The 14,506-nt window shown below is 56.8% G+C and carries 12 protein-coding genes; 5 read left to right on the forward strand and 7 right to left on the reverse strand.

Annotation, left to right across the window (positions count from 1 at the left end):
• Positions 1-50: 50 nt before the first annotated feature.
• Together EXR70_09600 and EXR70_09605 are read right to left on the reverse strand one after the other, a co-directional pair.
• On the reverse strand, positions 51-398 hold the full coding sequence (locus EXR70_09600) for a cupin domain-containing protein (protein MSP38731.1): 348 nt from the start codon (positions 396-398) through the stop codon (positions 51-53).
• Positions 399-465: 67 nt separating this feature from the next.
• A complete protein-coding gene (locus EXR70_09605; protein ID MSP38732.1) occupies positions 466-1,308 on the reverse strand; it encodes a hypothetical protein in 843 nt (280 codons plus the stop codon).
• Between the two features lie 98 nt (positions 1,309-1,406).
• On the opposite strand from EXR70_09605, the gene EXR70_09610 reads away from it, so the two are divergent.
• The 4 genes from EXR70_09610 to EXR70_09625 all read left to right on the forward strand — a co-directional run bounded on the left by EXR70_09610 (position 1,407) and on the right by EXR70_09625 (position 7,670).
• Positions 1,407-2,261, forward strand: a complete 855-nt coding sequence (locus EXR70_09610; protein MSP38733.1) for a xanthine dehydrogenase family protein subunit M — start codon at positions 1,407-1,409, stop codon at positions 2,259-2,261.
• Between the two features lie 4 nt (positions 2,262-2,265).
• Positions 2,266-4,584 (forward strand): xanthine dehydrogenase family protein molybdopterin-binding subunit, encoded by a 2,319-nt coding sequence (locus tag EXR70_09615; protein ID MSP38734.1) that lies wholly within the window; start codon positions 2,266-2,268, stop codon positions 4,582-4,584.
• Between the two features lie 403 nt (positions 4,585-4,987).
• Positions 4,988-5,458 (forward strand): (2Fe-2S)-binding protein, encoded by a 471-nt coding sequence (locus tag EXR70_09620; GenBank protein ID MSP38735.1) that lies wholly within the window; start codon positions 4,988-4,990, stop codon positions 5,456-5,458.
• Positions 5,459-5,753: 295 nt separating this feature from the next.
• A complete protein-coding gene (locus EXR70_09625; GenBank protein MSP38736.1) occupies positions 5,754-7,670 on the forward strand; it encodes a GAF domain-containing protein in 1,917 nt (638 codons plus the stop codon).
• 35 nt (positions 7,671-7,705) lie between these two features.
• Here the strand turns inward: EXR70_09625 and EXR70_09630 are convergent, their stop codons facing one another.
• From EXR70_09630 to EXR70_09640, 3 genes are all read right to left on the reverse strand, one after another.
• Complete coding sequence (locus EXR70_09630; protein ID MSP38737.1) at positions 7,706-8,533, reverse strand: hypothetical protein; 828 nt, start codon at positions 8,531-8,533, stop codon at positions 7,706-7,708.
• 221 nt (positions 8,534-8,754) lie between these two features.
• Positions 8,755-10,233: an ethanolamine utilization protein EutA gene (locus tag EXR70_09635; GenBank protein ID MSP38738.1), complete on the reverse strand. Its 1,479-nt coding sequence runs from the start codon at positions 10,231-10,233 to the stop codon at positions 8,755-8,757.
• A gap of 103 nt (positions 10,234-10,336) precedes the next feature.
• Positions 10,337-11,533 (reverse strand): cupin domain-containing protein, encoded by a 1,197-nt coding sequence (locus EXR70_09640; protein MSP38739.1) that lies wholly within the window; start codon positions 11,531-11,533, stop codon positions 10,337-10,339.
• Positions 11,534-11,766: 233 nt separating this feature from the next.
• Here EXR70_09640 and EXR70_09645 point away from each other — a divergent pair, with 233 nt between their 5' ends.
• Positions 11,767-12,747: an ABC transporter substrate-binding protein gene (locus EXR70_09645; GenBank protein ID MSP38740.1), complete on the forward strand. Its 981-nt coding sequence runs from the start codon at positions 11,767-11,769 to the stop codon at positions 12,745-12,747.
• A gap of 62 nt (positions 12,748-12,809) precedes the next feature.
• On the opposite strand, the gene EXR70_09650 is transcribed toward EXR70_09645, so the two are convergent.
• Together EXR70_09650 and EXR70_09655 are read right to left on the reverse strand one after the other, a co-directional pair.
• Positions 12,810-13,760 (reverse strand): DUF2029 domain-containing protein, encoded by a 951-nt coding sequence (locus tag EXR70_09650; protein MSP38741.1) that lies wholly within the window; start codon positions 13,758-13,760, stop codon positions 12,810-12,812.
• Positions 13,761-13,784: 24 nt separating this feature from the next.
• Positions 13,785-14,345, reverse strand: a complete 561-nt coding sequence (locus EXR70_09655; protein ID MSP38742.1) for a hypothetical protein — start codon at positions 14,343-14,345, stop codon at positions 13,785-13,787.
• Positions 14,346-14,506 lie beyond the last annotated feature (161 nt).

Genomic DNA, 14,506 nt, shown 5'->3' on the forward strand with positions numbered 1-14,506 from the left:
GCGCTCCTTCGACGTTGCTCAGGACATGCTTTGCGGGAGATATTCCGAACTTATTCTTTCGCGGTCACGTGAGCGCCGCCGAACGCCTCGGAGCGGTTGCCGACGAGCACCAGCGGTTCGGTGCCGACGTTGGTGATCTGGTAGTAATCCTTGGCGCCGAAAAAAACGATCTCGTTTTTCTCAATCACGCGCTCTTCACCTTTGATCCCTTTAACGGATGCTTTGCCTTGGAGCACGAGAAAAGTTTCCGGCGACATATGAAAATGCATGTCGGTGTGGTCGCCGGGGCGGAAATAAAGCATCCACGAACGAAATGTTTCTGAACCGAAGAGTGGCACGAAGCGCTTATCTTCGTCTTTCGCCATTCGCATGGTGTCGTTGATATTCGCGAATTCCATACAACCTCCGATACGTGCCGCTCTTGAAACGCCGGTGTCCTGTGACTTTGGCGCGCGCTTCGGTCGCTTAATCCGTCAGATCCAGCAGCACGCCGTCGGGATCGGCCAGGCTTTGCTTGCAGAGCTTGCAGCCTTCGAGATTTTTCTGGCGCGTTTCGCCTTCGCGGCCGATGGCGATTTTTCTCGGCGCGGAAGCGGGCGCGGAGGCGGCGAGGGCGTCGAGGTCTTTTTTAGTTTGCGCCAGATCGTCGACCTTGAAACCGAAGTGATCCAGGCCCGCCATGTGACCGCGGTATTTGATCATGTCCCAGGGACGGATCGCCAGGTTTACTTTTCCGTCGCTAAGATAGTAGCTGTCGTCGCCGGACATTCCCTCGACGGGTTGGAGATCGAAAACTTTCTGGTAGAACTCGGCGATATACGCCGGGCGGCCGCTACGGATGCAGACGTGATTGATCCAGCGCGGTTGTTCCCAGCCGAATTCGACGTAGCCTTCGCGCACGTTGGCCATGCCTTTTTGCGAAAGATCGTATTGGTTGCCGTCCGGGTCATGGGCGCGCAAGCCGGCAAACGGCACATGACTTGGGCTCTCGGCAATGTAGACATCGGGGTAGGACGCTTTGAGGCGATCGCGAACCAGCTGGACATTTTCGACGGCAAAGCCGAAATGATCCAGGCCCGATCGCGAACCGGGTTGGCGCTGCAAGAGCGCGAGGCCGATGACACCGTCGCTCAAATGGCCGCGATCCTTGTTGTAGTCGCCTTTCTCGTCGGTCATGCCGTTGGTGATTTTCTTCATGCCGAAAATCGTTTGATAGAACTTCGCTTCACGATCCCAATTTTCGGTCAACACGGCGATATGTCGAATGCTGGTAAACATGGTCGTTGCCCTCCTATTGAACTGATTCATCTCAAAGTTGGATCGTGCTGTCAAATGCGTTTAGATGGTCTGCGACCTTGATTCTGAAATAGCGGAAGGATAGAAACGAAACGATCTTAGGAACACCGATGACGATTCGCTCTTTCGAATTGCTCCAACCCCACTCGCTAGCAGAAGCCGTCGAGCTTCTGCAAAAGCATGGCGACGACGCGCGCGCCATCGGCGGCGGCACGACGCTGGTGATTTTGATGAAGCAGCGCGCGCTCTACTATCCTTATTTGGTCGATTTGCAATCGGTGCCCGGTCTGAACGAAATCAAAATCGCGAGCGACGGCGTGCGCATCGGCGCTTTGACGACGCATCGAATGATCGAGCTGTCGCCGCTGATACGCCAATCGTTCCCGGCGGTGGCCGAAGCTTTCAGCCACATCGGCAATGTTCGAGTTCGCCAGACAGCGTCCATCGGAGGTAATCTCGCGCACGCCGATTACCGGCTCGATCCGCCGCCGCCGCTGCTTGCGCTCGGCGCCGAGATTACTGCTGTCGGTCCCAGCGGCGCGCGCATGATCCCACTGAAAAACTTTTTTCGCGGCCTGTACGAAACCGTTCTCGATCCGGGAGAGATTCTTACCGAAGTGAAAATTCCTGCTATGCCGGCCAACAGTAAAGCGGTTTATCTGCGCTACAGCACGCTGTCGGCCAACGACTGGCCTTGCGTGAATGTCGCGGCGTTTTTGCGCAAAGCAAATGGCCGCTGCCAAGAACTGCGCGTCGCGCTGGGCGGCGTGGCGGCGACGCCGTTGCTAATTTCAGGTTTGGAATTTGCCTACGACCAAAAACTCGATGACGCGGTGATCGAAAAAATTCTCGCCGCGGTCGACGAGCAAATTGCGCCGTCGTCCGACTTGCGCGGCTCCGAATGGTATAAGCGCAAGATGGCGCGGCTGTTTACCAAGAAAGCAATTGCGCAGTTGAACGGATAAACCCATGGCCAACTTTTCAGTTGTCGGACAATCGGTGTTTCGCAAAGACGCGCACCAGAAGGTGACCGGGCAAGTGTTGCACGTCGGTAATATCGAGATGCCCGGCATGCTCCACGTCGCCGTGTTGCGCAGTCCTTACGCTCACGCGCGGATCACGCGCATTGAAAAATCCCGCGCTGAAAAAGTTCCCGGCGTCGCCGTGGTTCTCACCGGCGCTGAAGTGGCGAAGATGCCGGGCGTCGATCCGCATTTCGGTCCGGCGTTTCGCGATCAACCGATTCTTTGCGTCGAAAAAGTTTGTTACATCGGCGATCCCGTGGTCGCGGTGGCGGCCGTCGATCGGCGCACGGCGGAAGATGCGCTGCAACTGGTCGAAGTCGACTATGAGCCGCTGCCGACGGTGCTCGATGTGCTCGACGCGGCGAAACCCGATTCGCCGTTAGTTCATGAAACTCATCGCCCGGCCAAGGCGTTCGCAGATCTCGCGCATGTGAAGGCTGGGCAGAAGTCGAATATTTGTTACCAGTTCAAACTACGCTCGGGTGATGTCGACAAGGCCTTTGCCGAAGCGGACCGCGTTTTCGAAGATACTTTCAGCTCGCCGCCGGCGCAGCATATGCCGATGGAACCGCATGTGACGCTGGTTTATTTAGACGAGGGGCAGCGCATCAACATTTGGACCGCGAGTCAGACGCCGTCATACGTGCGCACGGAAATTTCCAACACCTTCGGTATTCCGATGAATCGGATTCGCGTGCGTATTCCTTACTTGGGCGGCGGTTACGGCGCCAAGCTTTACGCCAAGCTGGAACCGCTGGTGACTGCCTTGGCACTGATTACCAGAAAGCCGGTGCAGTACGCGCTCACGCGCGAAGAAGAATTTCTCACCATCACCAAACATAAGGTCATCGCCAAGATCAAAACTTCGATTAAGAACGGCGAGATCACCGGGCGCAAGTGCGAGGTCTATTGGGACACGGGCGCCTACGCCGAGATCGGCCCTCGCATCGTGCACAAGTCCGGCTACACCTCCGCTGGGCCTTATCGTATTCCCAACGTCTGGATCGATTCCTACTGCATTTACACCAATCGCGTTCCTGCCGGCGCGTTCCGTGGTTTCGGCGTACCGCAGGTGATCTGGGCCTACGATTCGCAAACCGATATGATCGCCCGCGCCCTCGGCGCCGATCCGCTCGAGTTTCGCATGCGCTACGCGCTTAACGAAGGCGAAGCGTTCGCCACCGGTACGCCGGTGAAATCCTTCGGCGTCAAGCAAGCGCTGCAAGAAGCGGCCGACGCGGTCGGAATTTCCCAACCGAGCGTCAGTCCATCCAAGACCAAGCTGCGCGGCAAGGGCATCGCCTGCGGCGTCAAAGCGGTGCTGACGCCGTCGATCTCCGGCGCCATCGTCATGATGAACGCCGACGGCAGCGTCAACGTGCTCAGCAGTACCGTCGAGATGGGGCAGGGTTCGGAGACGATGATGGGGCAGATCGTCGCCGAAGAGCTGGGCGTGTCCTTCGACCAAGTTCACATCGTCCAACCCGACACCGACATCACGCCCTACGACACCATCACCGCCGGCAGTCGGTCGACCTATCACATGGGCAACGCCGTGCGTATGGCCGCCGGTAAAGTGAAAGCGGTGCTCTGCGAAGCGGTGGGCAAGAAGTTGGAAGTCGATCCGGAAGATCTAGTCATGCAAAACAATCGCGTTCACGTGCTTGGCAACGAAGAGCGCGGCATGTCGATCGGCGATGCGTTTTTAGTGAAATTCGGCAGCGCCGGCACGACGATCACCGGCGAAGCGATTTGCCAACCGGAAGCGGCGCCGATGGACCCGGAGACCGGACAGTCGGAAAAATGCACCGAGTTCTGGTTTCCGTCGGCGACTTCCGTCGAAGTCGAAGTTGACACTGAGACCGGAAAAATTCGCCTGTTGCAGTTCTACAGTGTCGGCGACACCGGCACGGCGATCAATCCGCGCCACTGCGAGCAGCAACTGCTCGGCTCGGCGATTACCCATTTAGGTTTGACGCTGTTCGAAGAGATGATTTTCGACGAAGGCCAGCTGGTGAATGGCTCGCTGCTCGACTACCAGATTGCGTCCTTTAAAGATTTACCTGACTCGTTCCGTCCGATCATCGTGCAGGTGCCGCATGAGACCGGACCCTTCGGCGCCAAAGGCGTCGGTGAGACCGGCACGCTGACGGTTTCGGCGGCCATCGCCAACGCGATCGACGACGCCACCGGCGTGCGCATTCGCGACTTGCCTATCACGCCGGAGCGGGTGCTAAGAGCGTTGGCGGAAAAGTTTCAGTGAGCCGCCGCCAACACGGAGAAGAAATTTCACCACAGAGAACCTAGCGCGGCGAAGCCGCAACCGAATTTCGGAACAACTCTCGCAAAGGCGCTAAGGCGCAAAGGTTTTAAGAAATAAATTCTTTTCCGAACTTGGCGCCTTGGCGCCTTGGCGAGAGGAATGTCCGAGTCCGAAATGTTTTGTCTGTCGGAAAATTTGCGCGTGACAAGCAAATTTTGAGATATAGTAGTACAGAGTAGAAGATTCGGAGTCGGAGGATTGGCTGCAAAGAACGCAAAGTTCACAAAGCAGGGATTCGGATATCTAACCGCAAAAGGCGCAGAAAGCGCAAAATACGATTCCGAGAACGTCCCGATGTAGGGGCGACCGGCGGTCGCCCTTTTCGGTTGCGCGATAATAATTTATGAAGCGTGAAATCACACTGACGATCAACCGGCGAGTTGAGAGTTTCACCATTGACGACGCCGACACTTTGTTGGACCTGTTGCGCGAGCGCTTTAAGTTGTGGAGCGTGCGCGAAGGCTGCGGGGTCGGCGCCTGCGGCACCTGCACCGTATTGCTCGACGGCAAGCCGGTGAGTTCGTGTTTTTTACTCGCGGCACGGGCTGCCGGACATGAGATCCTCACTCTCGAAGGCTTGAGCGACGGCGAAACGCTCCATCCGATTCAGCAAGCCTGGGTCGAAGAGCGCGCCCTGCAATGCGCCTATTGTACGCCGGGCTTCGTGCTCTCGGTCAAAGCGCTGCTTGAAGAGAACGCCGATCCCACCGACGATGAGATTCGCGAGTATCTCGCCGGCAATCTTTGCCGCTGTGCCGGCTACGCCGATATTCTGCGCGCGGTGCGCTCGGCGCAAAAAAAACTGCGCGCGTAATTACGCCCGCGGCGAATCATATTTCCTAACTTTTCCATTTCCGTGCCGCATTCTTCCTTCTCGTTCCATACTCCTTGGTTAGCCCGCGGATGACAAATGTGTTTCGCGTCGGCGTAAATTGGCCGGCAGCGCAGACGCAACTGCCAAAACTCACATCCCATGGGTGGTCAAGTCGTGCAAGGTTGTGCGCAATTCCAATTGACGGCAGCGCTGCCGCGCGCCACTGCGCTCGTGGCATATTAAATGCACATCAATACTTTTAGAAATCTCGAACCAGTCACCCTGAGAGTTGCCTATGAATGCTACACAAGAATTGACACTTTCCTCTGCCGGTTGGAGCGGCTGGAGTTTGGATCGGCTCTTCGACACCGCCGGCAAGAATATGGTGATCCGGCTGCGTTGGCCGTTGGTGATTCTCTCTTCTTATTTGCTCTATTACGCTGAGAGTCCGTGGCTGTCGGCGCTGCAGTTGCAAGCGCTATTGAGTCTCTATTTGCTCAGCCACGCGGCGCTTTATTTTGTCCCCGACGGACGCTTCGCTTCGCCATTTTTTTGCGCACCGTTGTTGCTCTTCGATACGCTCGTCTTGCTGGTAGTGCTCGAAATCGGCGGCGCCGCGGCGCCGGATTTTGTCGCCACTTGTTTGTTGACGCTGGTGCTGAGTTGCATTTGCCAAGATACGCGCGGCTTACTACTGGTCACCTTCACGGCACCGTTGGTCTATGCTTTTATCGCTTTCAATACCACGGCGCATTTCGATTCGACGATTTACTTGCGTTTGCCTTTTCCCTTTGCCATCGCGCTTTTTTACGGTTACTTCGGCCAAGTCGAGCGGCTCCGCAGCCACGCCTTGACCGAGCAAATACTGGCCCAACGCCAAGAGCGTGCTAATGCCGAGATCGGCCAGCAGCGCCAACGGCTGGAGCTACTCCATGAGGTCAATCAAACGCTCAGTTCGGCCCTTAACGTCGGCGCGATTGTCGAGCTATTTCTCGAACGCGCGTTGGCGCATCTGCCTTACACGGCGGCGCTGATCCGGCTCAAGAATGGCGAATCCGGCGAACTGGAAACGGTGGCGGCGGCCGGCGAGCGTAGCGAACGGCTGCGTCAGTCGAAGGAAACACTCAAATACGTCGACCGCGTCGCCGCCGAAAAACGGCCGTTGATTCCTGGCAACGTTGGAAATGTCAGAGATGTTATCGACGGCGAGGTTGGTAAATTGTCGCGCGCCGGCCAGCTCGAACTTTTCAAAGCGCAGGGGCTGAAAAATATTCTCGCACTGCCGCTCATGGCGAGCGATGAAGCGCTCGGAGTTTTAGTTCTGGTGACGGGCGACGAACATGTCTGGAACGCGATTGAAATAGAGTTTCTCCAGACCCTGGCCGGCCACACGGCCATGGCGCTGGATCGCGCGCAGCTCTATAGCCAACGCCGTCGGCTCGCCGCGCAGTTGCGCGCGGCGCAGCGGGTGAATGACGAATTTCTAAAATCCTGTTCGACCAATCTCAAGACGCCGCTCAACGTGGTGACCGGTTACACCGATATGTTTCGCGACGGCCTGCTCGGCACCATGACGCCGATCCAAGAGCAGGCGATTGAAGCGATGGAAAGGCAGGCGAAACTCCTGCAAGGATCGATTGACGCGCTGCTGTCGGTGTCGCACTTTGCCGCGGAAGCGGTTTATGTCGAAGCCCATGACCTGAGCCTTTGGGAGCTTTTTTCCGAACTGCGCTCGGCGTACGACGGTCGGCCAGTGAAAGAGGTTAAACTGCTATGGGATTATTCCATCGATCTGCCGGCAGTGCGTTCCTACCGTGGCAAACTCAAGCAGGTGCTGACGAGCTTGCTCGACAACGCCATCGAGTTTACCGATCACGGCGCCATCTCGATCATGGTGCGTTATTTACCGGCGCAACAATGCCTTCAGGTGCGGGTCGCTGAAAACAATGCGGGAAAAGTTCAAGTGCAAGGCGAAACCGGTTTTGAGCGCTTGTGGCATGCGTCGAATGATGCCGTTGCCGATCGCGGCGGTGTCACCCTCGGTCTCTATGTGGTGAGGAAATTCACCGAGCTTCTCGGCGGTTCGATTGACGTGGATAGCATGCCGGGAGTGGGCGCGATGTTTACGCTGCGGATTCCCGCGCCGATGGCGCAATCCTCGGCGGTGCCCGAGCAGCTCGGACTCGCCGCTGAAAATAATTTTAACGCTTGAGTGGGTGTCGCTGACAATCGTCGTATTGCAGTTAGCTAACGCGGCACAGCCGAAAAGGCGCGGTTGTCGCGCCGCAAAAACATGCCGACCCAAAGATCGTAGAGATTATCCGGCCGATAGACATCGATCTCCTTACGCCCCTCGGCGGTTTCCACGACAGTGCTGACCGATAGATCCTGCCAGGAGATACCCAGCAACCGTTCGCCCCGTTGACCGATCATGTCGCCCACGGTGCGCATCAATTGCGGCAGCGAGTGGCCGTCGGCGGTGCCGCTTTGATAACGGCGATGGGCGCGCTGCTCGCGTTCGATGCGATCCAATTCCTGAACCGAATAGCGGAGTCGGTGTCCGGTTTGCGCCGTCGGCAGTGTGTAGGATTCTTCTTGGCCGAGCACTATCGGTTGGGATTTATTACGCCACAGTTTTTGTAAACGGCTCCGGCTAATGCGAAACAACGGGTTGGTGTTGTCCGCTTGATTTTCGTTCCGAACCCAGACCAGGTACGCGGTGCCAGTGCATTCTAAGTTGAACGAGGCGAGATGGAGATTCTCTAAATCTTGGCCGATGGCGCGCAAATGGCAGGCGTAATCCGATGGGTTGATGCGAATTTCAGTCGGAGCCGTTACCAACTCTGGTTCTTGCAGCGCTTGCCCCGTGCGATGAACCAGACGCAAGGAAGCGCGCCGCGCTAACCGATTGGGTCGCCCAGGGCCGCGAAGAACGGTGTGCATGGGCAGTTTGTAGTTGCAATTGAGACAGAAGTTGGTGACCGAAACCGTGCCTTTCGTCGCCTCCGGTGTGGGGGTAGCGAAGCCGACGTAGTAATCACATTTAGGACAAAGCCGGGCGCGATATTTGAGCATTGTGTTGCCTCAGATGATGGCGTTTCAATATTCGTATTCGTCGAGGATGTCAAGGGAAACGCCCCGGCATAGCCGAAGTTTCTTGCGGATAATCAGCGAGTTAACTTGATCGATTCGTTAGAAGGGCGTTATGTCCCAAGATTTCCGACTCTGGTCAATCTTGGCAGTGGCCGAACGCCACGCAAAATTGCCGCGACGCTGGTCAATTGCGTCTTCGTCTACTACGGCGAGGCTGGGAAGATCAGCGACTTGATGACCACCGGCACGGCGCCGGAGGAGGGAATCAGCGCGCCGACGTCGATGAAGTCGAAATCGCTGAGGGCGATGCCGTCGATGGAGATGATCGCGCTGTCCAACTTCAATTCTTCTTGGCAGTGCAGGCCGATGATGCCGCCGATGTCGCCGTCGTTGACCAATACTAGTGCGTGGCCTTTGGCTAAAATATCTTTGAGTCCTTCGGCGACGCCGCTGCAGAACGCTTGCAAGCGCGCGAAGGTCGCTGAGCCGTCCCAGTGAAATGCTACCGCGACCGGTTGGCGGCCGTGCAATAGATCCAAGCGGCGCAGTGCCGCGAGCAGCGCGTCGCGCACGGCGTCCTTGGTGAATTCGTCTTTGTCGAGGGGAAATTCGGGCGCCACCACGGCGATGTTGCGTACCGGCACGGCGTCTTCGGGCATGATGAAGATGGTGTTGCCGCTCACTTGCACGGTGTACTGCGACGCGCCGATGACGGTGGCGCGGATGCGCGCGTTGGGTTCCATCACGAAGAGGCCCAAGCTGGCGACGCGTTTTTGCACTTCATCGGCGATCAGCGGTCCCAAGTCGCCGAAGCTGGTCTTGGCGCGATTGTAAATAAACTCCGACACGCCGCCGGAAAACATCACGCAATCGATCTCGCCGGTGTAGCTGAGCGGCGGCAGGCGCAGCAAGCTTTTGATGTCGTCATTCACCGATTCAGGTTTCAACAGCGCGAACAGCTTGTCCATCATGCCGGAAACCATCTTGCGCAGATTTTCTTCGGGGATTTTTTCGCCCATGGTCACTGAGAAGCCGGCCCAGCCGGCGTGTTTGCGCGCGGCTTCTTCGATGCGCACCACCGCGCCGTCTTTGTCGAAGGCGAGCAGACGCGCGCCGATATCGATGGCGGAGACTTCCTGGACTTTGCCGTTGCTGCAAATGGCGAACTTGCTGGTGCCGCCGCCGATGTCGATGTTCAACACCACGCCGCCCATTTTCGCCGAGTGCGCCACGGCGCCGGAACCATGGGCCGCCATGGTCGCTTCCATGCCGTCGCCGGCGCTGACCGCGACGAACTTGCCGGCTTCTTCGGCGAACAGTTCGGCGATGGCGCGGGCGTTGCGCCGGCGCACGGCGACGCCGGTCAAGATCAACGCGCCGGTGTCGACTTGTTCGCGGCTAATTTTGGCGATCGCGTATTGGTCGTTGATGAACTTGCCCAGGGCGTCGACATCGATTCGCGTGTCGTCTACGTAGGCGGTTAAAAGGATTTGCGATTCGTTGATTACTTCGCGCTTGGTGACGCGGTAGCGCGATCCTTCGAGGGTCAATTCGAGGCGAGAAAAAACCAAATGCGATGTCGACGAGCCAATGTCGACGCCGACGCTGGTGAGCTTGAGATTTTCCTCATCTTGCATGTGGCGGTTGGCATTGGAAAACGAACCTCTAGGTGCGGTGGCCATTAGAAATCCTTTGGGGGTGTGGGCTGAAAACGTTTGGCGTCTGGAGTTCGGCGCTTAAGAACGCTAGACCCCAGACGCCAGACCCTGGACGCTGAACGGTTTCTTAGTAGGAGTTTTTGTACAGATCGGCTTCCATGCGCGACTTGGTGCCGACCTTTTCGAGGGTTTCTTCGAACTCTTTACGCAGGTACGGATCTTCTTCGTTGTACGGGATCGCCGTGCCGCCGTCTTTCATGTCGATGGCGCCGTAATCGATCGCTTTCTCACCGGGACGGCCGCGTTCGCGGCCCGGCGCGTTGGGGCCGAACCAGGCGGTTAATCTCAGCGGCTCTTTGCTCGCGCCAAAGTGCGCATGGAACCAGTTGCCGCTCATCGGCGCGGCGCTGACCATGCCAACTGGTTCGTAATCCTGCCGTCTGATTTCTTCCGTCGTGCCGTTTTCCCAGGGGTGCATTCCCAATTTTGCTGGCCAGGTGTAAGTGTAGCCTTTGCCGCTCAAGCAAATCAGAACCGCGGCCGAGCCGTGCGCGTGAGCTTTCGAATAGCGGCCGGTTTCATGCTGGCCGATCCACATGTAGAAATGCTGCCCCGCCATATGCGGTTCGATGCGTCGATAACCCGGCGAGCGGCGGTTATCCATCGGCAACTCGCAGCCCATCACGTCGGGAATAATATTGGTCTTGCGCATGGCGAGACCGCGCACTGGATCAGGGGTTACTTCCTCTTTGTATTTAAAATAGTCGTCGGTGGGATCGAAACGGTCCTTGAACTGATAGGGGCAGTTGAAGATGAAATCTTCGTTGCCGAAGTTGTTCATGATGTTCGGCGCCGTGGTGCCGGCGAGCAATAGCGCCGGGCTCGAAGTCGCGTTGACGATGCGATGGGTGGCGTTCATCGGGATCGCGAAGATCGAACCTTTTTGCCATTCGAACGTCAGCTTCTTAGGATTACCATCGACCCAGACTTCCGTGGTGCCGCGGCCGTCGACGACGAGATACTGTTCCTCGTAGAGATGCTTCTCGGGATTCAACGCGCCGGCGCCGGGAACTTCGACGACATAGCAACCCCAGAGGCCTTCGGTGCCGAGCAGCTGAATGAAGGTGCCGTTGCCGCCCATTTTTTTCCACGGCTTGCGCGGCAGATCCTGCACCCGGCGCACGCCGATGTCGCGGAAGATCGGGATGCCCTGAGATTCCATGTAATTGTCGTAGGGTGTGTTGGGCCGGAGAAATTTACCCAGTCCAGCCCTGGTCTTATTGTCCGTCGGTTCCTTAAACGTTGATTCTGCGGGATGATCCATAAAGCCTCCTCAAGAAAATAGTTTCGATTAGAATCTCAGACCTGGCGAGGGCATTGCGCGCTCAAACAAGCCCAGTGAAATGATAGGGGCAATTTATCGTCTGGCGAATTGGGAGTCAAACGAAGCTGGCAACGGCATTTCATCGATAGAGCGTGAATGACAGCGCCTGCGAGTTTTGCTAGTAGTATGGACGTGGTTGTCGAGGGTCTAAGGAACGGATTCATGGAGGATCGATGATTTCATTCGCGATTGTTCTACTCAGCGTGTTTCTCACTGGTGCTTGGGCCGCGGCGCAAACGCCGGTGCGCGTCATGTCGGGTTACAGCGCCACTTCCGGTCCCCACGCGGTGTTGTGGATCGCGCGGGATGCTGGGCTGTTCGAGAAAAACGGTTTGCGCACCGATGTCGCCTATATCCGCAGCGGTTCGACTATGGCGCAAACTTTAGTATCGGGAGAAATCCAGCTGTCGCAGATGGGCGGACCCGCGATGTTAGCCGCCGGTGTCGCCGGCATGGACGTGACGTTTGTCGCTGTGGCGCTCAATACCACGCCAATCGTGATCATGGGCAGTGTTTCGAAGATGGAAGAGCTGAAAGGCAAGACCATCGGCGTGACGCGCTACGGTTCCAACACCGACACCTCGGCGCGCTACGCGATTCGCAAGGCCGGGTTGCAGCCGGAAAAAGATGTCGGGCTGATTCAACTAGAAGACTACGGCAATATTCTCGGCGGCATGCAGTCCGGGCGGGTGACCGCCGGCGCGCTCGCCGATCCGTTTACCTTTGCGGCCAAGAAATTGGGCTTTAAAGAACTCGCCGATCTGGCGACCCTGGGTTTGGAATTTCCCTTCGTCGGCTTGGTCGCGAAAAAGTCTTACATCAAGGACAACCTGGACACCGTGCAGCGCTTTGTCCGTGCTTATACCGAGGCCATCGCGATCTACAAAAATAACCGCGAGTTGGCGATGAAGATCACCGGCAAATATACCGGCATCAAAGATGCCACGGTGCTCGCCGCGACGGTGGATTTTTACACGGCGAAACTCCTACGCGTTCCCTATCCGACCGTTGGCGGTCTCAAGTTTGTTTTGGACGAAGTCGCGCTGCGCGATCCGCGGGCGAAAAATTTTACCCCGGAGTCATTCATGGACACCCGCTTCGTCAAGCAGCTTGAGGATAGCGGGTTTATAAAATCGCTGTATCCGAAAGGGTGAGGCTCGACCCTTGGTCATTCCAAATTCCAAATTCCAGATTTCAGATTGCGAAAACCGCGGCGTCAGTTACTTCGAATTAGCTGGCTTTCGGATAGGCGCACGCTGAGGATGAACAAGATCGCGAGTGTCGATGCCATGATCGTCGGCAGTAGGTAGTTCACCGCGGGTAGGAGCGCGATCACTATTAAGCTCATTCCGAGACCAACGGGCACTTGGGGTTTGCCGATACTCAAAAAGAGCGCGCAGGGAATGATCAGTATACTCAGATCGTGAGAAAAAAGATGCGGCGACACGACCAGTAGGGCGAGTATGTTGACGATCCAGCAAGCCGCGAAATTTTTCGGTTGTCGTTGGGCACGCCAGTTCGCCCAAGCTACCAAGCCCAGAGTGATCGCCACACCCGCCCACCAAGTGTAAAGATGCCAGTTGGGTGCCAGCCAATAGGTGGTTAGGGCGCGCAGGTTGTGCATGTCGCGCCACTCGCTCCACCATTCGGCGTCGTGGGTTACCATGTATTGCGCGAGCCGAATGTAGTCTCCAGTCACGTCTTTGCCGAGGCAAAGAAAAAAACCGATGGTCAAGGCGAAGGTCACGGTGAGGCCGGCCGCCAGTCCACGCCATTTTTTCTGCACGAGCAGCGCGAAATGCGGAATCGCCAAATACTGCGGCTTGATGCTGAGCAGCGCGGCCCAAAAACCGGCGTGACTGAATTGATCTCGCTTTTGTGCGACCACGTGACGGGTTAAGAAGTAGACGACTAAGGCCGAAGTGTGCGCGTTGAATACCGCCGCTTGGGTGGCGAAATTGCAGAACGTAAACAACAACAGCCAATCTCTTTGATCCGCCGATAGCGCTAAGTTTTTTAGCAGTAAACGTATACTGCCGGCGAATAGCAAAACGTTGATCAGACTGTTGAGCAAAAATGCCGCCGGGAAAGGCATGTTTGATCCGTCGCGCCGCGGCGGTGCTCTGCGCCATGGTACTACTCGGTGGGAGAATGTGTCGGGGACGATGAGACGTTATGCAAACGCAGCGGCCTAACCTTTCAGCAACACCATGCCGAGTAGGACCGCTACGGGGCCGAGGCCGGCGTTGATCTTGAGCAGCAAAAACCAGCGGCGCCAGTGCGATAACAAGGGCTCGGGCCAATCGATCACGTTGGCGGGCACCTCGGCGGTGAGCGCGGCGATGTGCGGGCCGTATTTGAAGACTTGCAGTCCATGGTGCATGACCATGGCGCCGAAGAGAAATAATTTGACGCCGAGTAGGATCGGAAACGAATCGTTGGGCGCACTGTTTGGATTGCGCAAAATCAAATTGATCGCTCCGCTGAGCAGCAACAGCGCGATGGCGGTCCAGGAAAGTAGTTCCAGCCCGATGCGGCTTTGATTCATCGTCTTGATGGCGATTTTCACGCTGATGACTTCTTCGTCATGCACTGACGGGCCGGCGACGACGAGAAAATAAACGATGCCGCCGAGCCAAAGGGCGTTGGCGATCAGGTGCAGCAGTAGACTGAGAGGCTGCCACATACTCATGAACAAATATTTATCGCGCTGACGACCATGCTTTTCGATCTTCGCACAATTCTTCGCCAATTCAACGCGATTTTCAATGTTGTAGCAAAGTGATTATGTCAGGGGTTAACGGCAACGTAATTATGTCAGGGTGGAAGGATGACAACCCTGACAATGAAAGACGAGAAACGACTAGACGTAATTCAACGAGTATATCGCAGCGAGATCACCGTGGTTGAGGC

The organism is Deltaproteobacteria bacterium (assembly GCA_009692615.1).
Classification (GTDB): domain Bacteria; phylum Desulfobacterota; class Binatia; order UBA9968; family UBA9968; genus DP-20.

Coding starts and splice junctions, on each gene's coding strand:
- EXR70_09600 (MSP38731.1), bottom strand. CDS start 398: ATGGAATTCGCGAATATCAACGACACCATGCGAATGGCGAAAGACGAA.
- EXR70_09605 (MSP38732.1), bottom strand. CDS start 1,308: ATGAATCAGTTCAATAGGAGGGCAACGACCATGTTTACCAGCATTCGA.
- EXR70_09610 (MSP38733.1), top strand. CDS start 1,407: ATGACGATTCGCTCTTTCGAATTGCTCCAACCCCACTCGCTAGCAGAA.
- EXR70_09615 (MSP38734.1), top strand. CDS start 2,266: ATGGCCAACTTTTCAGTTGTCGGACAATCGGTGTTTCGCAAAGACGCG.
- EXR70_09620 (MSP38735.1), top strand. CDS start 4,988: ATGAAGCGTGAAATCACACTGACGATCAACCGGCGAGTTGAGAGTTTC.
- EXR70_09625 (MSP38736.1), top strand. CDS start 5,754: ATGAATGCTACACAAGAATTGACACTTTCCTCTGCCGGTTGGAGCGGC.
- EXR70_09630 (MSP38737.1), bottom strand. CDS start 8,533: ATGCTCAAATATCGCGCCCGGCTTTGTCCTAAATGTGATTACTACGTC.
- EXR70_09635 (MSP38738.1), bottom strand. CDS start 10,233: ATGGCCACCGCACCTAGAGGTTCGTTTTCCAATGCCAACCGCCACATG.
- EXR70_09640 (MSP38739.1), bottom strand. CDS start 11,533: ATGGATCATCCCGCAGAATCAACGTTTAAGGAACCGACGGACAATAAG.
- EXR70_09645 (MSP38740.1), top strand. CDS start 11,767: ATGATTTCATTCGCGATTGTTCTACTCAGCGTGTTTCTCACTGGTGCT.